Annotated in this window: 15 protein-coding genes; 7 read left to right on the top strand and 8 right to left on the bottom strand. The window is 65.3% G+C overall.

The features are described from left to right. Window positions 1-221 precede the first annotated feature (221 nt). Window positions 222-1,043: a putative protein N(5)-glutamine methyltransferase gene (locus AC6CH3_RS03520; protein ID WP_498131132.1), complete on the bottom strand. Its 822-nt coding sequence runs from the start codon at window positions 1,041-1,043 to the stop codon at window positions 222-224. 197 nt (window positions 1,044-1,240) lie between these two features. Between AC6CH3_RS03520 and AC6CH3_RS03515 the strand changes: the two genes are divergently transcribed. Both AC6CH3_RS03515 and AC6CH3_RS03510 read left to right on the top strand, forming a co-directional pair. Next, window positions 1,241-2,278: a lactonase family protein gene (locus AC6CH3_RS03515; RefSeq protein WP_498131131.1), complete on the top strand. Its 1,038-nt coding sequence runs from the start codon at window positions 1,241-1,243 to the stop codon at window positions 2,276-2,278. Between the two features lie 178 nt (window positions 2,279-2,456). Beyond that, entirely contained in the window at window positions 2,457-5,252 is a 2,796-nt protein-coding gene (locus AC6CH3_RS03510) for an alpha-amylase family glycosyl hydrolase (protein ID WP_498131145.1), read from the top strand. Here AC6CH3_RS03510 and malQ read toward each other — a convergent pair. Together malQ and AC6CH3_RS03500 are read right to left on the bottom strand one after the other, a co-directional pair. Further along, on the bottom strand, window positions 5,239-7,434 hold the full coding sequence (gene malQ, locus AC6CH3_RS03505) for a 4-alpha-glucanotransferase (RefSeq protein WP_498131130.1): 2,196 nt from the start codon (window positions 7,432-7,434) through the stop codon (window positions 5,239-5,241). The genes AC6CH3_RS03510 and malQ overlap by 14 nt on opposite strands. A gap of 133 nt (window positions 7,435-7,567) precedes the next feature. Continuing rightward, entirely contained in the window at window positions 7,568-7,906 is a 339-nt protein-coding gene (locus tag AC6CH3_RS03500) for a hypothetical protein (protein WP_498131129.1), read from the bottom strand. A gap of 185 nt (window positions 7,907-8,091) precedes the next feature. Here AC6CH3_RS03500 and AC6CH3_RS03495 point away from each other — a divergent pair, with 185 nt between their 5' ends. After that, the gene (locus AC6CH3_RS03495; RefSeq protein WP_498131128.1) at window positions 8,092-10,755 is read left to right on the top strand and encodes a GH32 C-terminal domain-containing protein; all 2,664 of its coding nucleotides are present in this window, start codon (window positions 8,092-8,094) and stop codon (window positions 10,753-10,755) included. Between the two features lie 83 nt (window positions 10,756-10,838). Here AC6CH3_RS03495 and AC6CH3_RS03490 read toward each other — a convergent pair whose 3' ends face one another. Together AC6CH3_RS03490 and AC6CH3_RS03485 are read right to left on the bottom strand one after the other, a co-directional pair. Further along, window positions 10,839-11,132 (bottom strand): putative quinol monooxygenase, encoded by a 294-nt coding sequence (locus tag AC6CH3_RS03490; protein WP_498131127.1) that lies wholly within the window; start codon window positions 11,130-11,132, stop codon window positions 10,839-10,841. A gap of 55 nt (window positions 11,133-11,187) precedes the next feature. Beyond that, window positions 11,188-12,183 carry a LacI family DNA-binding transcriptional regulator gene (locus AC6CH3_RS03485; protein WP_498131144.1) on the bottom strand — a complete coding sequence of 332 codons (996 nt, stop codon included), beginning with the start codon at window positions 12,181-12,183 and terminating at the stop codon, window positions 11,188-11,190. Between the two features lie 164 nt (window positions 12,184-12,347). Between AC6CH3_RS03485 and AC6CH3_RS03480 the strand changes: the two genes are divergently transcribed. The 4 genes from AC6CH3_RS03480 to AC6CH3_RS03465 all read left to right on the top strand — a co-directional run bounded on the left by AC6CH3_RS03480 (window position 12,348) and on the right by AC6CH3_RS03465 (window position 16,432). Continuing rightward, on the top strand, window positions 12,348-13,463 hold the full coding sequence (locus AC6CH3_RS03480; protein WP_498131126.1) for a substrate-binding domain-containing protein: 1,116 nt from the start codon (window positions 12,348-12,350) through the stop codon (window positions 13,461-13,463). 88 nt (window positions 13,464-13,551) lie between these two features. Further along, entirely contained in the window at window positions 13,552-14,598 is a 1,047-nt protein-coding gene (locus AC6CH3_RS03475; protein ID WP_400577452.1) for an ABC transporter permease, read from the top strand. Beyond that, window positions 14,595-15,389 carry an ATP-binding cassette domain-containing protein gene (locus AC6CH3_RS03470; RefSeq protein ID WP_498131125.1) on the top strand — a complete coding sequence of 265 codons (795 nt, stop codon included), beginning with the start codon at window positions 14,595-14,597 and terminating at the stop codon, window positions 15,387-15,389. Before AC6CH3_RS03475 ends, AC6CH3_RS03470 begins: the two co-directional genes overlap by 4 nt. An 86-nt stretch (window positions 15,390-15,475) precedes the next feature. After that, window positions 15,476-16,432 (top strand): carbohydrate kinase family protein, encoded by a 957-nt coding sequence (locus tag AC6CH3_RS03465; RefSeq protein ID WP_498131124.1) that lies wholly within the window; start codon window positions 15,476-15,478, stop codon window positions 16,430-16,432. Between the two features lie 387 nt (window positions 16,433-16,819). Here AC6CH3_RS03465 and AC6CH3_RS03460 read toward each other — a convergent pair whose 3' ends face one another. Genes AC6CH3_RS03460 through AC6CH3_RS03450 form a run of 3 tightly spaced genes read right to left on the bottom strand, consistent with a single transcriptional unit; the run spans window position 16,820 to window position 19,357 of the window. Next, on the bottom strand, window positions 16,820-17,404 hold the full coding sequence (locus AC6CH3_RS03460; RefSeq protein ID WP_498131123.1) for an HhH-GPD-type base excision DNA repair protein: 585 nt from the start codon (window positions 17,402-17,404) through the stop codon (window positions 16,820-16,822). Between the two features lie 58 nt (window positions 17,405-17,462). Continuing rightward, on the bottom strand, window positions 17,463-18,527 hold the full coding sequence (locus tag AC6CH3_RS03455) for a HoxN/HupN/NixA family nickel/cobalt transporter (protein WP_498131122.1): 1,065 nt from the start codon (window positions 18,525-18,527) through the stop codon (window positions 17,463-17,465). Next, window positions 18,527-19,357 (bottom strand): urease accessory protein UreD, encoded by an 831-nt coding sequence (locus tag AC6CH3_RS03450; RefSeq protein WP_498131143.1) that lies wholly within the window; start codon window positions 19,355-19,357, stop codon window positions 18,527-18,529. Before AC6CH3_RS03450 ends, AC6CH3_RS03455 begins: the two co-directional genes overlap by 1 nt. Between the last annotated feature and the right edge of the window lie 62 nt (window positions 19,358-19,419).

Here is a 19,419-nt window from a genome sequence, read left to right as displayed (position 1 = left end):
CCTGATCCACAAAGAGCACTGGCAGATCCAGGTCAAAACCGGCATCCCCTGGTTCATCCCCCACCCCACATCGACCCCCACCAAAAACCCCGCCGCAACCACCACCACCGGACATAAACGGGCGGGAAAATGGGTGTTCGCCGCCGTGGCACTAAGGGCCCTGCAACGCTAAAACCGCGGCTCATTGCTAGAGCCGGCCCAACCCAAAACCGCGGCCAACGCTATGACCGCTGCCCTACCATCACCGTGGCGTCTAGTTCGTCGGACATCACAATCCGTGGCGTTAGCCCGCCCAACGCCACGGCTGTCGAGGTGAGATCAGCCTGACGACGGCTTGTTTCGATGAGCAGATGGCCTCCAGGCCTAAGCCAAGTGCGCGCCGCAGCGGCAACCTTCCGCTGGATATCGAGCCCATCATGACCGCCGTCGAGTGAAAGCCTGGACTCGTGGACGCGTGCCTCGTGGGGCATACTGCTGATGGACTCGGTCGGCACGTACGGCGCATTGACGGCCAGGATGTCGATGCGTCCTCTGAGACGCAAAGGGAGCGCCGAGTAGAGGTCCCCTTCATGAACCGTTCCACCTGCGGGATCAACATTGCGTCGGGCACAGCGCACTGCGGAAGGATCGACGTCGGAAGCGTGCAGCTCGATATCCTCTGCTACCGCCGCCAGCGCAGTACCCACAGCTCCGGAGCCGCAGCAAAGGTCCACGACCACGGCACGAGTCCCGGCCGCTTCAGCTCCGGCGCGAGTCCCAGCTCCGGTCTGCAGGAGCGCTGCTGCCTCACGGACCAGCAGTTCCGTACGACGCCGGGGCACGAAAACACCGGGTTCCACGGCGATACGGAGTCCGCAGAACTCCGCCCAGCCCAGGATATGCTCTAGCGGAAAGCCCGCGACGCGCTGTTCAACAGCCGCCGAGAGCTGCCCCGGGCTGAAGCGGACGGCGAGCAGCAGCTCGGCTTCCTCTTCGGCAAAAACGCAGCCCGCGGCACGAAGCCGGGTGATGATGGCGGAAAGGGGTGGTTGGTCAAACGGCATCGGAATGTCCTTCGGCTGAGCGATGGGCATCCCGTGCACCGGCTAGGCCCGGTGGTCCGGACGGCGGGCAGGTAGAACCCAGACTGGCATTGCGGTAATGGTTCCCACCTCCCCTGGATCTCTAATCGCGAGCTTCCAAGCACGCGAATCTTCATGTTATCGGACGCGGAGCGGGCGGTCCTTGGCAAGATAGAGCCATGTCGCCAAGCGAAAACCACCTGCTCATTTGGACCGGCTCGTACACCGCGGACAGCGGCGGACACGGGGCCGGCATTGGAGCCATCTCAGCCGCACCCGACGGAAGCCTCACCTGGCAGGGCACCGCCGCGAAGGCAAATTCGCCGTCGTTCATTGCTGTGCACCCTTCCCTGCCGCTGGTCTACGCCGTCGGTGAAAGTGAGAAGTCCGTGCAGGCCTTTCGCCGCCGTGGCGAATTCGGCCTGGAACCGGCCGGTGAGACATGGCCCGCAGGAGAGGCGGCGTGCCATGTTGCCGTCGATTCGCGCGGCAGGTTCCTTACAGTTTCCTGCTGGGGCGACGGCCAGGTGCTTCTCTATGAACTCGATGACGACGGCGGCATCACCGCCTGCTTCGCAGCGGCACCGTCAGCGGATCCTTACGGCGGCGGACGGCCAAGCCGCGCCCACGCCAGCCTCATGCTCGCCGACGGCCGCATCATGACCACCGACCTGGGTCATGACCTGCTGCGCGTCTGGACCTACGTTCCCGGTCACGGACTCAGGCTGGATCACGAAGTGACGCTTCCCCGGGACAGCGGTCCGCGCCATCTGGTCCAGCACGCAGATGGCAGTATCTTCGTCGTCTCCGAGTATTCCATCGAGGTCTTCGGGGCGCGGGCGGCATCCGGTACCGGGCAGTTCGAGTTGGTCAGCCAAGGCCCGGCATCGGCCGCCGGCGCCCAGGAAGGCGACTCGGCGGCAGAGATTGCCCTGTCGCCCAACGGAAGGTTCGCCTACGTCGGAGTCCGCGGCTCCAATCGAATCTGCGTACTGGATGTCGACGGCGCGCGGGGCGAGGCCCGGCCGGTAATGGACGTTCCCAGCGGAGGAGACTGGCCCCGCCACCATCTGGTCCGGAACGGCTGGCTCCATGTCGCCCATGAGCGTTCCCACGACGTGACCACGTTCCGCCTCGACCCCGAATCCGGGCTTCCCGGCAATATCCACAACAGGCTCGTTGCGGGTTCCCCTTCGGCGCTGGTTATGGCAAGCTAAAACGAATCGACAAACCCAATACAGCATCCGTCATCGTCATTACAGACTTGTCGCAGTAGGCAGATGATGGTTCCTGTCGACTGGGCGTGTCGTCCGCACGTTACCCGGACGGGCCGGGATAAGCAGCGCTGCTTCGTGGAAGGTCTCATCCATGTTCTCCAATCCTGTCCAGAGTTTCATGCACCGCCGGGCCAGCGCCGCTCACCCGCGCATATCCGGTCCCGCCCGCACCGCGGCGGTCGCAGCGTCCGTTCTGGCCCTCATAGGTGCCGCCCTCCCCGCCCAAGCGGCACCCGGCTCCAGGGATTCGGGGCCGAACTCCGGCGGCCGGCCGTCGCCAGCCCTTCAGTCCCTGCGGGCGCCGGTTACGGACGAGAACTTCTACTTCGTCATGGCGGACAGGTTCAGTAACGGAAGCACTGCCAATGACGACGGCGGCCTGGGACCGGATCCGGGTGTGTCCGGCTTCGATCCCACGCGCAAGGGCTTTTACAACGGCGGTGACCTGAACGGGCTGCTGGACAAGATTGACTACATCCAAGGGCTGGGCACCACGTCGATCTGGCTGACGCCGAGCTTCAAGAACAAGGCCGTACAGCCGGAGGACAGCTCCGCTGGCTACCACGGGTACTGGGTCACGGACTTCACCCAGATCGATCCCCATCTGGGCACCAATGCCGAGCTCAAGGAACTCATCGACGCGGCACACGCACGCGGCATGAAGGTGTACTTCGACATCATCACGAACCACACGGCGGACGTCATCGGCTACGAAGAAGGCGCCCGCACGGGGTATGTGTCCAAGGACAAGGCGCCGTACCGCACCGCCGCCGGGGCTGAGTTCGACGACCGCGATTACGCCGGAAAGCCCGATTTCCCCCGGCTCGACCCGAAGACCTCGTTCCCCTACACACCGGTACTGGACCCGGCGGAACAAAACCTCAAGGTGCCCGCCTGGCTCAACGATCCCACCCTCTATCACAACCGCGGCGACACAACATTCGCCGGCGAGAACTCGTTCTACGGTGATTTCTTCGGCCTGGATGACCTCTTCACCGAGCACCCCACCGTGGTGAAGGGCATGACGGACGTCTACAAGACCTGGATCAAGGATTTTGGGGTGGACGGATTCCGGATCGACACCATGAAGCACGTGAACGATGAGTTCTGGCAGCAATTCGGCCCGAATGTCCTCAGCTACGCGAAGCAGCACGGCAAGGACGAGTTCTTCATGTTCGGGGAGGTTTTCGATACTTCCAAGAGCTTTACGTCGCAGTTCACCACCCGCAACAAGATGCAGGCAGTGCTGGACTTCCCCTTCCAGGACGCGGCCCGCAATTTCGCCTCCCGCAGCCAAGACGCCCGCCAGCTGGAGACGTTCTTTGCCATGGATGACTGGTACACGGACGCAGACTCCAACGTGTACCAGCTGCCCACCTTCCTCGGGAACCACGACATGGGCCGGATCGGCAGCTTCATCTCCGCGGACAACCCGGGTGCTGGCGACGCCGAACGGGTGTCCCGCGACGGGCTTGCCCACGAGCTGATGTACTTCTCCCGGGGCAACCCCGTGATCTACTACGGTGACGAGCAGGGCTTCACCGGCCCGGGCGGAGACCAGGATGCCCGCCAGACGCTCTTCGCGAGCCAGGTACCGGAGTACCTCGACGACGATCTGCTCGGCACCGACGCTACCCACGCGGAGGACAACTTCAATACCGGGCACCCGCTGTACGGCAAGATCAGCGCGCTGGCCAAGCTGACCAAGGACCACCCTGCGCTGCGGAACGGTGCCCACCAGCACCGCTACGCGTCCGACGGTCCGGGTATCTATGCCTTCTCCCGCACGGACGCCAAGGACCAGCGCGAATACGTGGTGGCGCTGAACAACAGCGAGCAGCCACAGACAGCATCGATCCCGACGTACATCGCAAAGCGCACGTACAGCCTTCTTTACGGTGATGCCGCGGCGAAAACAAAAACCTCGGCGGACGGCAAGCTGACCGTCACGGTTCCCCCGCTGTCCGCAGTGGTGTACCAGTCCTCCGGCCGGATTCCGCACTCCAAGAGGGCCCCCGGCATCAGGCTGCAGGCACCCGTCACGGCGGCAGCCACCGCCACTGCGCCGGGCGACAACGGCCGGATCCAGGTGACAGCCGACGTCGACGGCACGTCGTTCTACCAGGTCACCTTCCAGGCCAGGACGGCTGGCGGGACATGGGAATCCATCGGCACCGACGACACGGCGCCCTACCGGGTCTTCCATGACGTGGCCGCACTCAACCCCGGCGCGGCCCTGGCATACCGGGCGGTGGTCCTGGACAACGCGGGCCACACATCTGTCAGCGGTACGCGCACGGCCGCTGTCCCGGCCCCGGTACTGACCATCCAGCAGCCGAAGGAAGGAAGCACCGTCCAGGGGAAGGTCACGGTTGTGGCCACCGCGGATCCGGAAAAGGCCAGCCACGAGGTGGGCTTCGAACGGAGTATTGCCGGCGGGGAGTGGACGGCCATCGGTCAGGCGGACGGTTCCTCCCCCGAGTACACGGTGGTGGACGACATCGCGGCCCTGAACCTCCCGGAAGGGACCAAGGTGAGCTACCGGGCAAAGCTGAGCGGCCCCCTCAATGTGGTCAGCGCCGTGCGGACTGTCGTCGTGGGAACCGTTGCGGTCCCCCAGCCGGAATCCGTCACGGTCGCGGGCGACCTGAACAGCGAGATGGGCTGCTCCGGCGACTGGCTACCGGCATGCACCTCGGCGTTCATGACGCTCGATCCGGCCGATACCATCTGGAAGCTGACCGCCGATCTGCCCGCCGGCAGGTACGAATTCAAGGCAGCCATCAACGGCAGCTGGGACGAGAACTACGGCCAGGGCGGGGCACGCAACGGAACGAACATTGTCCTGAACCACGACGGCGGCCCGGTCACCTTCCGGTACGACCACAGCACGCATCTGATTACTGCTGGCTGAGCCGGACTGATTCCTCGACCGCCGCCAGGAGGGAATTGAACCTCTCGTTCCCATCCAGGCTGTCGATGAGTACGGAGCCACCGTCTGAATCAGCCAAAGGCACCTGCCAGTTCGGGTACTGCGCTGATGTTGTCCCCGGCTGGTTCTGCACCCTGCGCTCCCCCACGGCATCAACCAGTGCGACGCCGAGCAGGACCGACGGCGTCTGGGCCAGCAAACGGTGCAGGGCCTCGATCCGCTCCTCCTCGCTCCCGGCATCATCGGCCGGGAGAAGCCCGCGCTGCCGCAGCAGCAGCATCATTTTCTCAAGCGTGGCATTGTGCTCGAGGCGCTCCTCCTCCGCCGGCCGCTCCAGCAGGCCCAGCCCGCTGCGCAGCGTCACGTGGTCCCCGGCGAGGTAGCCCGCCGTCGGCGGGAGGTCGTGGGTGTTGACGCTGGAAAGGGCCTGCAGCCGGTACTTTTCCGGCGCAAGGGGAGCATCGCCGTCGCTCTCGAACCACAGGATGGAGGTGCCCAGGATGCCGCGCGCCGCCAGGTAGTCGCGGACCCATGGCTCGAAGGTGCCCAGGTCCTCCCCGATCACCACGGCGCCCGCGCGCTGCGCCTCCAACGCCAGAATGCCGATCAGGGCATCGTGGTCGAAACGGACGTAAGCGCCGTCCCCGGCGGAATTCCCGGTCGGCACCCACCAAAGGCGGAAGAAGCCCAGGATGTGGTCCACGCGGATGCCGCCCGAATGCCGGAGAATCCTTGCCAGCATTTCCCGGAACGGACGGTAGCCGGCCTCGGCGAGGCGTGTGGGGTGCCACGGCGGCTGGTGCCAGTCCTGCCCCAGCTGGTTGTACATGTCCGGAGGTGCCCCCACGCTCACGCCGGAAGCAAGAACGTCCTTCAGCGTCCACGCGTCCGAGCTCTGCAGGTCAACCCCCACGGCAAGGTCATGCACCACACCGAGACGCATGCCGGCGCGTTTGGCTGCCGACTGCGCGGATTCGAGCTGCTCGTCGCAGAGCCACTGAAGCCAGCGGTGGAAATCGATCCGGTCCGCCAGCTCGTTCCGGAGCTTCTCAACAAGGGGCGAGCCGAGGGCAGTGGCAGGATCGGTCCAGAAGGGATCGTCCGCGTCGATATCTTCCCGTATTGCGCACCACAGGGCGAAGTCCTCCAGGCCGGTTCCGCCGGCGCGGCAGAAGTCCTCGAAGGCGTGCTGCCGGGACGCGGATCGGCGGACCCCGTACACCAGCTCCAGGGCGGCCAGCTTCGCGGCGTAGGCGGTGTCCCGGTCTAAGCGTGCAGTGTTCTTGTTCAGCTTCCGCGCTTGCTTCATGAGGCCATGGATGACAGCTTGTTTCTTGGGTTTAAGGTACGCCAGCTCCGGAATCGCCTCGACGCGGAGGTACAGCGGGTTGAAGAAACGCCGGGTGGATGGTGAGTAGGGCGAGGGCTCCAGGGGCGGCACGGGATCGGCCGCGTGCAGGGGGTTCACGAGTACGTAGTCGGCCCCGCGGGCACCGGCAAGTGCGGCAAGCTCGGCGAGATCGGCGAAGTCACCCACACCCCAGGAGCGCTCGGAGCGCACCGAATACAGCTGGGTGGCCAGGCCCCAGCCCCGGCGTTCCTCAAGCGGTGCAGCCGTGGACAGCCTGGACGGTGTCACCACCAGGGTGGCCTCGGCCACCCTGCCCTCCGACTCAGCGCGCAGCGTGTGCCACCCCAGCCCGGTGTTGGCCGGAATGTCGAATGTCGCCCGGCCGATGGTTACGCCATCCACCTCACGCGGTTCCACCCAGACGTCCTGCCGCCCGGCGTCAAGCTTTCGTCCGTCCTCCGTTATGACGCTCACGCGGACGGCTGAACCGTGACGGACGTGGACCTGTATCTGGGACGGCGTCCCCTCCTGGACCACGACGGCGGGCGGCAGCATCCGCCGCCACGGCGCCAGTTCCGCTTCGGCCAGGGAAATTTCAATGAGCTGATCGGTGTGTGCCCGGACCCCCAGCGCCGCCAGGACCCGGATCAGGGTGGCGGGTGCAACGTCATGCGGGTGCCCGTCCCAGCCCTGGTAGGTAGTACCCACGCCGTGCGCGTCCGCGAGCCAGCGCAGCAGCTCGGGGTTAACGGGCGTGCCGGAAGGTTCTGCCGGTGTTCCGGAAGTTGACGCTTGCTGGCTGGAAGCCTTCATTGATGTCCGCCTCGTCTGCTGTGATCGGCCCAAACTTACTATGCCCCCGTTGCGGCCGGCCGCATTTCAGCCCCCGGGCAACCGTTGGTTCCGATTATTGCAGGGCGCCGTGCGGTGAGTGCCAGCGGGGATGTCAGCCGGCGGTGCAGGCCTGCTGCAGCTGCTTCACCGACTCGTTGGGGACCTCGTCACCGGCCTCAGCTATCTCCGTCAGCGGATCCGTGATCTCGGAGGGAACGCCTGCGGTTTCGGCGCCTGCCACGAGCCCGGTCAGCACAGCCTTGTCCGAGGCACTGACGAGGCCGTCCTCCAGCAGCGCGCAGATCTGGCCTTTCACCTGCTCGGCCGCAGCGTTGGCAACACCGGAGGCGGCGGAGCTTGCCGCGTTCTGCACTGCTTCCTCCGCCTGGCCACACCCGGCCAGGAGAAGCAACGCGGGAACCATGACAAGGGCAGGAAGACGTAGTTTCATGCCTCCCAGCCTAACAAGGCGCCCAGGGGCTCCCCCGGACAGGTCCACCCATACCGACAACGATGTCGGCTGTACGCCTAAGACTTTATTCGCCAGGGATGCGTGAAAAATCCGTTGACTTGTCTCGTGGACTTAACTTAGCGTTCCTTACGCTGACAACGTTGTCTAACGGAAAGGCACGCGCAATGAAGTGCGACCTCAATGAAATGAACCGCAAAAAATCACGAAGAATGCAGGTCTGTTCCGTCCTGGCACTGGCAGGTCTCGGCCTTGCCGCCGTGCTGGCCGGGACTGGACCGGCCTCGGCCGCCGGAACGGTTGGGGACGAGCAGTACCGGCCGGCCATCCACTTCACACCGAAACAGAACTGGATGAACGACCCCAACGGGATGGTCTACCACAAGGGCGTCTATCACCTGTATTACCAGCACAATCCGTCCGGCAACACGTGGGGCAACATGTCGTGGGGCCATGCCACGTCCACGGACCTGACGCATTGGAAGGAGCAGCCACTGGCCATTGCCACTGATGACCAGCAGGACATCTTCTCCGGCAGTGTGGTGGTGGACAAGGACAATACGTCGGGCTTCGGCACGGCGGAAAACCCACCCATGGTGGCAATCTTCACCAGTGCCTACAAGGATGCCTCGCCGCATAGAGGCCTCCAGGCGCAATCTCTGGCTTACAGCCTGGACGAGGGGCAGACCTGGACCCAGTACAGCGCCAACCCGGTGCTCAACCGCAATTCGGCGAACTTCCGTGATCCCAAGGTCTTCTGGTACGACTCCCCGAACGGAGGAGGCTACTGGGTAATGGCCGCCGTTGAGGCAATGGAGCACAAGGTTGTGCTGTACAAGTCCGGCAACCTCAAGGACTGGACGCTGCTGAGCGAATTCGGACCCGCCAACGCCACGGGCGGGCTGTGGGAATGCCCGGACCTCTTCCCCCTGGCTGTCGACGGCGATCCCAACAACGTCAAGTGGGTCATGGTGGTCAACATCAACCCCGGCGGTGTGGCCGGCGGGTCGGCCGGCCAATACTTTGTGGGCCGCTTCGATGGCACCACCTTCACCTCGGAGACCACCAAGGCCAGCGACACGCTTCCCGCCGGCACTCCAGTCGCCGGTTTCAACGACGGCACCTTCAACGGCTGGACGGTGAACAACGAGCCCGGCAACCTAAAGAACGGGCCGTTCGGGGACGCCCCCGCCGCGGGAGCGCTTCCCGGACAGAACGCCGTCACCGGTTTCGTAGGTGCAGGGCTCATTAATTCATTCAACGACGGCGACTGGCCGGTAGGCTCCATGAACTCGCCCGCGTTCACCGTGGGGAGCGATTACCTCAACTTCCTTGTAGGCGGCGGGCAGCACCCCCGGGTCTCGGACAAGCTGGACAACACACCTCCTCCCGGCGACCTGCTGTTCAGCGGCTTCGAGGTCCCCGACGGAACCACCCTGGCCGACGCCGGCTGGACCGGCACCGGGGACCTGGCACCCAATTTCCAGCCCGCAACCGCAGGCGGGGACTTCTACATCGGCGCCAAGCGCATCAACACGTTCGAAACTGGCGGCGCTCCCGGCGACGACAGGCAGGGAACCATGACCTCGCCGTCGTTCACTGTGTCCCGGAACTTCATGAGCATGCTGGTCGGAGGCGGGCACCGGGAGGCGACGTCGGGCCAGCTGCTGGAGGCCCAGCTGGTGGTGAACGGAAACGTGGTGCGCACCCTCGCGGGCGACGACTCCGGCGCCCTCAACTGGAAGGGCTGGGACGTGTCCGAGTTTGCCGGGCAACAGGCGCAACTGCGGATTGTGGACCAGGCCACCGGCGGCTGGGGACACCTGACCCTTGACCACGTGATGATGACGGACCAGGCCGCCGTGCCGCGCTCCGACGAAACCACGGTCAACCTCGTGGTTGACGGGAAAGTGGTCCGGACAGCCACCGGCGCCAACAGCGAAGTCCTTGACTGGACCTCGTGGAATGTCTCGGAATTCAAGGGGCGGCAGGCCAGCATCCGCGTCGTGGACAACAACCGCTTCGGCTGGGGCCACATTCTTGCCGACGAGTTTGTCGCATCCTCCCGTCCTGCGACGCCGCGGCTTGAGACGTATGACTGGCTGGACTATGGCAGGGACTACTACGCCTCTGTGTCCTTCGCGAACATGCCACAGGATCAGCGCATCATGTTGGGCTGGATGAACAACTGGGACTACGCCAACACCATTCCCACCTCGCCGTGGCGCAGCGCCATGTCCCTGCCGCGCCAGGTGGGGCTGACCCAGACCGCGGCCGGTCCCCGGTTGGTCCAGAAGGCCGTCCAGCAGGTGGACAACCTCGGCACGAAGAGCAGTTACTCCGAAAAGCGGGCCAGGAACATCGCCCCGGGAACGCATGTGCTGCCGTCGGCCGCGTGGGGCCAGGTCCAGAAGATCGACGTCACCTTCGCTCCGGGCACCGCGGCCAAGAGCGGCATCACGGTGCTCGGAAACGGGAATTCCTCGACCGTCATCGGCTACGACAAGGCGACGGGCAGCCTGTATGTGGATCGGACGAAGTCCGGCAACACGGACTTCCATCCGCTGTTCACCTCGGTGGACTCGGCCCCGGTGACGCCCGATGCCTCCGGTAACGTGAAGTTGAGCATCTACGTCGACCGGTCCTCTGTGGAGGTCTTCGCCCAGAACGGCCTGCGAACCATCACCGATCAGGTCTTCCCCGAACAGGGAGCCAGCCAGGTCGCACTCTTCGCCGAGGGCGGCACAGCGCAGCTGAAGTCCGTCACCGTCAAGCCGTTGACGCAGTCGATGTTCGTCGAGGACACGACGGTCAAGAAGAACAGGCGGTAAGAGGGGCAGCAAGCACGGCGACAACGACAGCAGCGGGGCGGGGACCGAAAGTCCCCGCCCCGCTGCGGTCGTTTAGAGGGAGATCAGCTGACCGGCTGAAGCCAGGTCAACACTGAGCCGTCCTCCTCGATGTGGTCGGCCAACTCCCCGTTGAAGCGGGCACCGTAGTCGGCGCTGATGTGCTCCTGGAATGCGGCATCGTCCTCGTACACTTCGAAGACAAAGTACTCGCGGGGGTTGGTTTCCCGCGTGTAGGGCAGGAACAGCTGGTTTCCCGGCTCACGCCTGACATGTTCCGTCAGTTCGCGCATCATTTCCGCAACCCGGTCTTCACTGCCGGGCTTCACTGTGAATTCTGCATAGAGCGTCTTGGCCATGGTTTTCTCCTCTGGAGGTTCGCTGGGTTGTTGAATTTGCGGGTTGAAATCGTGGTCAGCGCGGCGGGAGTTCCCCGGATCCGCGCTGAATGAGTTCAGTGGGAACGACGTACGTCTGCGGGGCGCGGTCATCGCCGTCGATCCTGGCGAGGAGCCGCTCGGCGGCGAGCTTCCCGATGCGCTCCGGATGCTGCGCAATAACCGTGATGCCGGGGTCCATCATGTCCGCCAGCGTGAAGTCATCGAACCCCACCAGGGCAATCCGCTTATTTGCGCCGAGCTCCTTCAAGGCACGCATGGCACCGAACGTGACGAGGTTCTGGCTGGAGAAGATGGCCGTGGGCGGATCCTCGGACCGGAGCAGGTTAAGGGCCGCCTGGCGTGCAGACTCCTCGTCGTGGAGCCCCTCGATCACCGGCACTGCCGACGTCGCGATGCCCGCCCTCCCGAGTTCCTCGATAAATCCCCGCCGACGTTCGCGCGCTGTCTGAATGTCTGTCCGGTCACCAAGATAGGCAAGCTTTGTGTGTCCCTGCGCAATCAGGTGGGCGGCGGCCCTGGCGGCTCCCACGGCGTTGTCCGTCACCACGGCATCTGCCTCGATGCCGACCGGTTCACGGTCGATGAACACCATGGGCAGGTCCCGTGAATGCTCCGGGATGACGTAGGACTGGCTCTTGGCTATTGGTGTCAGGACGAGCCCGTCAACCCGCCTGCCCAGGAAGGCAGCGACCAGGGACTTCTCACGCTCGGGGTCATCGTCGAGGCTGGCGGCAAAGACCGCTATCCCCCGGGCGGCCAGCGCATCTTCCAGTGCGCGGTGGATCTCAGAGCTGAACGGGTTGGCCACGCTGGGCAGCAGCAGCCCGATCGAGAGAGTCTGCCGGCCGGAGCGGCGCAGGCTGCCGGCCGCCATGTCCAGCTGGTAATTGAGCTGCTGGGAGGCGCTGAGGACCCGCTGGCGGGTAGCCTCCGAAACGCCGGCCTCATCGTTCATCACCCGCGAGACGGTCTTGATGCCAACTCCAGCGAGCGCCGCAACGTGGCGCATAGTGGGCCGATTCTTCGCTCCATCGGCCTGGTAACGATTGGACATCGTTGTCATGATTTCGTCCTTCATCATCGAATTTATGTTGACTCTACCCTGTGACGCTGGTTACATGACTAATGACATCGTTGTCAGGCACAGGAAGTGCCACGAAACCAGGAGATTCAATGTTGAGTTCCAAAGCCCCGCGGACAGTCACCACCCGCTTGCTTGCCGTCGGTGCAGTCCTGACCCTCGGCACGCTTAGCCTCACTGCCTGCGGCGGAAGTCCCGCAGCCTCCTCAACGGAAGGCTCGTCCTCTGAGAAGGTCGGCGTGTCCCTGATCGTGAAGACCACTGCAAACCCGTTCTTCGTTTCGATGCAGGACGGCGCGAAGAAGGCCGCCGAGACAGACGGCGTGGACCTCAAGCTCGCAGCCGGTAAGGCTGACGGCGATGAAGAAACCCAGATCCAGGCCATCGAGAACGCTATCTCCAAGGGCGACAAGGGCATCCTCATCACGCCTAACGGCCCCTCTGTCGTTGACGCCCTGAAGAAGGCGAAGGACGCCGGCCTGTTCGTCATCGCCCTGGACACTCCCCCGGACCCGGCAGACGCCGCCGACATCACGTTCGCGACCGATAACTTCGCCGCCGGTGAGCTGATCGGCAAGTGGACCGCCGCGCAGCTTGGCGGGAAGAAGGCCACCATTGCGCTGCTGGACCTGTTTGACGACAAGGTCGTCTCCGTGGACTACAACCGCGACCAGGGCTTCCTGACCGGGCTGGGCATCGACACCGCGGATGCGAAGAAGAACGGCGACGAAGCCAAGACCGGAAAGTACACCGGTGGCAAGGGCGGCGACTACGAAATCGTGGGCAGCCAGGCAACCCAGGGTGCTGAGGACGGCGGCCGGACCGCGATGGAAACCCTGCTCGCCAAGAACCCGAACGTCAACGTGGTCTACACAATCAACGAGCCTGCCGCGGCCGGCGCCTTCGAGGCGCTGAAGTCAGCCGGCAAGGAGAAGGACGTGCTGGTGGTCTCGGTCGACGGCGGCTGCTCGGGCGTGAACAACGTCAAGGCCGGCGTCATCGGTGCCACTGCCCAGCAGTACCCGGTGAAGATGGCGGAACTGGGCGTCAAGGCCATCGTTGAGCTGGCCAAGACCGGCAAGAAGCCGGCCAACTCACCGGGACTGGACTTCTACAACACCGGCGTGGAGCTCGTCACGGATAACGCCGCCGAGGGCGTCAAGAGCATCACCACCTCCGAGGCCGCCAAGATCTGCTGGGGCAAGTAACCAGCGTTGAACCCTACGCCGCGGGAAGTGCTGACGTTGCACTTCCCGCGGCACCACACCACCAGAACCTTGACGTTCAGGAGCAACCGTGACCCAGCAACAGACCGCAGGCCCGCCCGCCGCAGGGCATGCAGACCCGGCCGAGGAATTTCTCGACCGGCAGACCCCGCTCAGCCGTATCCGCAACATTCTCCACCGCTATCCCGCCCTCAGCCCCGCCATTGTCCTGCTCGTTGCAGTGGTGGTCTTCGGGCTCCTCAACGAGAGGTTCCTGCGGGTCGAGAACCTGTCCCTGATCACCCAGCAGGTCTCGGTGGTGGGAACCCTTGCCATCGCCCAGACGCTCATCATCCTCACCGCCGGCATCGATCTTTCGGTGGGCGCCGTGATGATCCTGTCCTCCATGGTGGTGGCGCAGCTGGCCACCGGCAACGGGGCGCCCGCGCCGCTGGCGCTGCTCCTCGGACTCGCCGTGGGGCTCGCGGCCGGGGCGCTGAACGGTTTCCTGGTCACCAGGTTCCGGCTCCCACCGTTCATCGTCACGCTCGGAACACTGAACATCTTCATCGCCCTGACCCTGCTCTACTCCGGCGGCTCGACCGTCCGCGGCTCGAGCATGCCGGATCTGCTCACCTGGACCGGAAGCACCTTCCCCGTCGGGCCGGTCCGCATCTCCACCGGCGTAGTCATGATGCTCCTGCTCTACATCGCGGTCGCGTTCATCCTCGGCAAGACCGCCTGGGGCCGGCACGTCTACGCGGTGGGCGATGACAAGGAAGCCGCCCGTCTGGCCGGTATCCCGGTGAACCGGGTCCTGATGAGCGTTTACCTCGCAGCCGGGGCCGTATTGGCCATCGGTGCATGGATCCAGATCGGCCGCACGAACGCAGCCAGCCCCAACGCCGGTGTGGACCTGAACCTCGACTCCATCACCGCCGTCGTCATCGGCGGAACCAGCCTCTTCGGCGGACGCGGCTCCATCTGGGGCTCCCTCCTCGGAGCGCTGATCGTCGGAGTGTTCCGCAACGGCCTCTCGCTGGCCGGCCTCGACGTGCTCTACCAGACCCTCGCAGTGGGCGTCCTCATCATCGTCGCTGTCTCCATCGACCAGTGGATCCGAAAGGTGAAATCATGACCGCCACAGAATTCCAGCCGGCCAAGACCGAGGTCCGCCAGCCGATCCTGCAGGCCAGGAACCTCGTGAAGACCTTCGGCCGCGTCGTGGGCCTGGACGGCGTCAGCCTCGACCTGTACCCGGGCGAAGTCCTGGCGATCATCGGCGATAACGGCGCCGGAAAATCCACCCTCATCAAGTGCCTCACCGGAGCCGAGATCCCGGACTCCGGCGAGCTGAAAGTCTCCGGCCAGCCGGTCCACTTCAAGCGCCCGCAGGACGCCCGCGTCCACGGCATCGAGACGGTGTACCAGAACCTTGCGGTATCGCCGGCACTGGACGTGGCATCAAACCTGTTCCTCGGCAGGGAGGAACGCCTTCCGGGACCCCTGGGGAAGATCTTCCGCGTCCTGGACACCAAGGGCATGCGCCGCAAAGCCAAGGAAGAGCTGACCCGGCTTGGAATCTCCACCCTCCAGGACGTGACCGTGGCAGTCGAAAACCTCTCCGGCGGCCAGCGCCAGGCCGTCGCCGTCGCCCGCGCCGCGGCGTTCGGCTCCAAAGTGGTCGTGCTGGACGAGCCGACGGCGGCCCTCGGCGTGCGGGAATCGAACCAGGTCCTGCAGCTGGTCCGGGACCTCCGCGACAGGGGCCTGCCGGTGATCCTGATCAGCCACAACATGCCCCACGTGTTCGACGTGGCCGACCGGATCCACATCCAACGCCTCGGCAAGTGCGCCGCCACCATCACCCCGCAGTCCCACTCCATGACCGACGCCGTGGCCATCATGACCGGTGCCGCCACCGCCTGACCCGGCGAAAAGCCGCCGCTTTCCCCAACACCCCGTCCGCGGGCCTGCAGCAGCGGGTCCGCGGACGGCCCCATGAAAGGCCCTCCATGCTCAAGAACCACTCCAGCACTCCCGCGGCCCAGCCCGACGTCATCGTCATCGGCGAAGCCCTGGTCGACGTCGTGACCTCACCCGAAGGCACAGTCGAGCATCCGGGGGGCTCGCCCGCGAACGTCGCCTACGGGCTGGGACGCCTCGGCATCAGCGCTGCCCTCCTGACCTCAATCGGCGACGACGACCGCGGCGCCGCAATCGCGGCGCACCTGGCCAGCGCCGGCGTCGAACTCCTGCCCGGCTCGACATCACAGGGCCGCACAGCCTCCGCAACGGCCACCCTGGCCACCGACGGCTCCGCACGGTACGACTTCGACATCACCTGGGAACTCCCGCCGGTGGCCCCTGCGTTCCTCCCCAAAGTGCTCCACACCGGCTCGATCGCCACGTTCCTGGCCCCCGGCGCCGCCGCGGTCAAGCAGCTTCTGGAACAGTCACACCGCGAGTGCATGGTCACCTACGACCCCAACATCCGGCCCGCGCTCCTGGGCAGCCAGGCCGAGGCACGATCAATCTTCGAGGACCTGGTCCCGCTGACCGACGTGGTCAAACTCAGCGATGAGGATGCCCGCTGGCTCTACCCGGGTCTTGAACTCGAGGCCACTGCGGCCCGGATCCTGGAGCTCGGCGCCGGGCTCGCGGTAGTCACCTGCGGCTCCGAGGGCTCCCTGCTGGCCACCCCGGCCACACAACTGCCGATCCCCGCCATCACCTCCGTGGTGGCCGACACCATCGGCGCCGGCGACTCCTACATGGCCGCACTGATTTACGGCCTGCTGGCCCGCGGAACGGACGGCCTCGCTCCCGCGGTGCTGGAGACGCTTGGGCGCACGGCCTCGAAGGCGGCAGCCATTACGGTCCGCCGGCCCGGCGCCAACCCGCCCACGGCTGACGAACTGCTCGCTGACCTGCCCGAACAGGCATCCGCTCCCGCAGCCGTCGTCGCCTGATTCCGTCGGCCGTTCGGCCGTGCAGGGGCCCGGCCGAACGGCCGGGCCCCTGCACTTGATGGGTCCAGCTGAAGGGGTTCGTGTTTAGGTGGCACCCTTACATGCGGTCCCGGATCCACTGCCGGATCACGGCCTCCAAAGCCGGCTTCTTCGCCTCGAAATCCGCAACGTCCAGGAAGCGGGCCACCCGGGAGACCTCGCCCTCGCCTTCCAGCAGCCCGAACTCCAGTCATCGACATCCGGATTCCTGTTGTCCATGGCAGCAACCCTACAAGGCAGACCCATCTCCACAATCGACAGCTTCGCCCTCGGAGCAGCCATGGACCTGGCGGCTCCGGACGTTGTCTGGGACCAGCCGGCGGAGGGATACCGGTTAAGGACCTGGCGTCAGCTCCCGGCCGCTTTCGCGGACTTGGCCGCGGCTTTCGCGGCCTGCTTGCTCGCGCGCACCTTGCTCAGCGACTCCTGGTCAACAATGTCGGCGACGGACAGGAAGGCGTCCTCCTGGCCGTAGTGGCCGGCGGCCTCGCGCCAGCCTTCTGCCTGGAGCCCGCGCTGCTTCCCGAGAAGCGCCAGGAAGATCTTCGCCTTTTGCTCGCCGAATCCGGGCAGGGCCTTGAGCCTGCGCAGCACTTCCTTGCCGTCGGGGTCACCCTGGGTCCAGATGGCGGTGGCGTCCCCGTTCCACTCGCTGTGCACGGTCTCGGCCAGGGCCTGTACACGTGCGGCCATGGAGCCCGGGAAACGGTGCACGGCCGGCCGCTCCTTGAACACGTCGACGAAGCCCTGGGGATCGTACCCGGCGATCGCCGCGGGTTCGATCGACCCGATGCGCGTGCGGATCTTTTCGGGGCCGGCAAAGGCCGACTCCATGGTCACCTGCTGGTCAAGCAGCATGCCGGTGAGCAGCGCAAACGCGTCATCGCTGAGCAGTTTGTCGGCAGCGGGATCCCCCGTGATGTGCAGTTCCATGCGTCCTATCCTGCCATTCGCTCCGGTCCGCGTCATAAGTTGTGCTTCTATGTCACGGCTAGGCGGCCTGCGAAGAGCCCTTCGACCGCGCCCGCAGCGCGGCAACACCCCACACGGCCAGCAGCACAGCGACCAGGAGCAGCCCGGCCTCGCCGAGGTCCACCCCGCCCAGCCAGGTTGTCAGGGGGTCTTCGAGCCCAAAGGCCGTATGGAAGAAGCCGCCCAGGGTAATGGCTGAAACGAACAGGGCGGACAGGGCGGAGATGCCCGTGATCAGGGCGTTGAAGCCCAGCTTCCGTTGCGGCTTGTGGAGTGCCGATCTGTACATGCGCATCATGGCGACGCCGTTCGTGGTGTCGAAGAGCGTCATGGCCGCAGTGAACGACAGAGGAAGCGCCAGGAGGGCCAGCGGGGAGACTCCGGCGAGGGACGCCGCCGTCGTCATCACCAGGAGCCCGATGGTGGTGGCCGTATCGAAACCCAGCCCAAACAGGAATCCGATCACGTAAATATTCCGCGGACGCTGCACCCTTGACAGCGGCCTGGCCAGCAGGCGGGCAACAAATCCCTTGGCCTCAAGGTCCCCGTCGCGCACCTCTCCGCCGCCCTGCACGTTCCGGTACGCCTGCGCAGCCTGCAGGAATGCCGATCCGTTGAACAGGCCCATGACCAGCAGGAACAGCCCGGAGACGCCGCTGCCGATCAGTCCCAGCACCAGATTTCCGGTGGTGCCGTCCTCCATGAACTGGCCCACCATGGCAGCGCCGCCCACCACCAGGACGCCGGCCAGGATCACGACGGAGCTGTGGCCCAGGCTGAAGGCGAATCCGACGCTCACGGGGTCCTTCCGCTGGGCCACGAACCTGCGCGTCGAATTATCGATCGCGGCGATGTGGTCCCAGTCGTAGCTGTGTTTGACGCCCGCGAGGTAGGCGGTGAGCACCAGCCCCAGGGCAACGGACTGGCCTGCACCGGCGGCACCGTCTCCAGTAGTTCCGGTGAAAAGAAATACGACGGCGGCAAGATGCAGCGCGGCCACGGCACCAAATGCAAACAGCATGCGGGTCCGCAGGGGCAGTTCCTCGCGCTGCCGGTACATTGCGGCCAATCCTGTCGGCGACATCAGTACTTCCTCAAATTCAGGGGCGCCTGCCCGTACCATTGTCCGCGCAGCACGGCAGTACAGACATCCAGCAGCCGGTTAAGTTCTTCCGTGGAGTCGGACAGGGACCGCAGCACCAGGCCGGTGGTTCCCCCGACCGACGCGGTGAGGGACACCCCGGTGTAGGCGTCGTGGCCGGCAGCGAGCGCATGGAGCTCATCGGCGAGCGCCTGGTCCACTCTCTGGTCCACCACAATGAGCGACCCCAGATGGCTGAAGCCCTCCATGAACGCCATGCCGGTGACGTCGCTGAGCGACGGCCGGATCAGCACGTTGTCCAGGGCCAGCAGTGCCGTGCGGCCGCCGGTCTCCACATGGATCTCGTTGCGGAGCCGCAGTTCTTCATACCGGAATGAGGCCCCGTCGGGAGACCACCCCGGCGTAATCACCTCAGCCATCATCAGGCTCGACGACGGCTGCACGGTGATGCGCGTGTTCTGCCGGTAGCTGGCCTCCCGGTAGGCGATCAGCTGGTCCGGAGCCAGTTCCAGCTGCGCCCCCTCCCCCAGCCGCAATGTCATCCGCTGCTCAGCAAACGAGCCCGGCGTCCGGTAAATCTTCGTCGCAGATTGAGTGGTCAGCAGCAGCCTCGCCCCATCCGCCACCTCCACGTCAATGACGTAAAGGTCAGCCCCAAGATAGGCCCCGCCAGGATTGACGAGGACATAACAAACCTGCCCGGAAGCATCCAAGAAATGCGGGCGCAATACCCGCAAGGCGCCCCGGTGGTACTGATGCGCGGCCACGGACCTGCCCCCGCGCACCTCGACCCGCAACTCAAGCTCCCCCATTGGCGCCGGGGTGCTCGGGTTGAGTCGAGCGGCTAGGTCGCCTTGAGGTACCGCCAACGGGG

It is taken from the genome of Arthrobacter sp. GQ119 (assembly GCF_059759125.1).
This window is presented reverse-complemented; position numbering and strand designations above follow the sequence as displayed.

Coding starts and splice junctions, on each gene's coding strand:
- AC6CH3_RS03485 (WP_498131144.1), bottom strand. CDS start 12,183: ATGCGCCACGTTGCGGCGCTCGCTGGAGTTGGCATCAAGACCGTCTCG.
- AC6CH3_RS03515 (WP_498131131.1), top strand. CDS start 1,241: ATGTCGCCAAGCGAAAACCACCTGCTCATTTGGACCGGCTCGTACACC.
- malQ (WP_498131130.1), bottom strand. CDS start 7,434: ATGAAGGCTTCCAGCCAGCAAGCGTCAACTTCCGGAACACCGGCAGAA.
- AC6CH3_RS03490 (WP_498131127.1), bottom strand. CDS start 11,132: ATGGCCAAGACGCTCTATGCAGAATTCACAGTGAAGCCCGGCAGTGAA.
- AC6CH3_RS03500 (WP_498131129.1), bottom strand. CDS start 7,906: ATGAAACTACGTCTTCCTGCCCTTGTCATGGTTCCCGCGTTGCTTCTC.
- AC6CH3_RS03460 (WP_498131123.1), bottom strand. CDS start 17,404: ATGGAACTGCACATCACGGGGGATCCCGCTGCCGACAAACTGCTCAGC.
- AC6CH3_RS03455 (WP_498131122.1), bottom strand. CDS start 18,527: ATGTCGCCGACAGGATTGGCCGCAATGTACCGGCAGCGCGAGGAACTG.
- AC6CH3_RS03450 (WP_498131143.1), bottom strand. CDS start 19,357: ATGGGGGAGCTTGAGTTGCGGGTCGAGGTGCGCGGGGGCAGGTCCGTG.
- AC6CH3_RS03520 (WP_498131132.1), bottom strand. CDS start 1,043: ATGCCGTTTGACCAACCACCCCTTTCCGCCATCATCACCCGGCTTCGT.
- AC6CH3_RS03465 (WP_498131124.1), top strand. CDS start 15,476: ATGCTCAAGAACCACTCCAGCACTCCCGCGGCCCAGCCCGACGTCATC.
- AC6CH3_RS03480 (WP_498131126.1), top strand. CDS start 12,348: ATGTTGAGTTCCAAAGCCCCGCGGACAGTCACCACCCGCTTGCTTGCC.
- AC6CH3_RS03470 (WP_498131125.1), top strand. CDS start 14,595: ATGACCGCCACAGAATTCCAGCCGGCCAAGACCGAGGTCCGCCAGCCG.
- AC6CH3_RS03510 (WP_498131145.1), top strand. CDS start 2,457: ATGCACCGCCGGGCCAGCGCCGCTCACCCGCGCATATCCGGTCCCGCC.
- AC6CH3_RS03495 (WP_498131128.1), top strand. CDS start 8,092: ATGAAGTGCGACCTCAATGAAATGAACCGCAAAAAATCACGAAGAATG.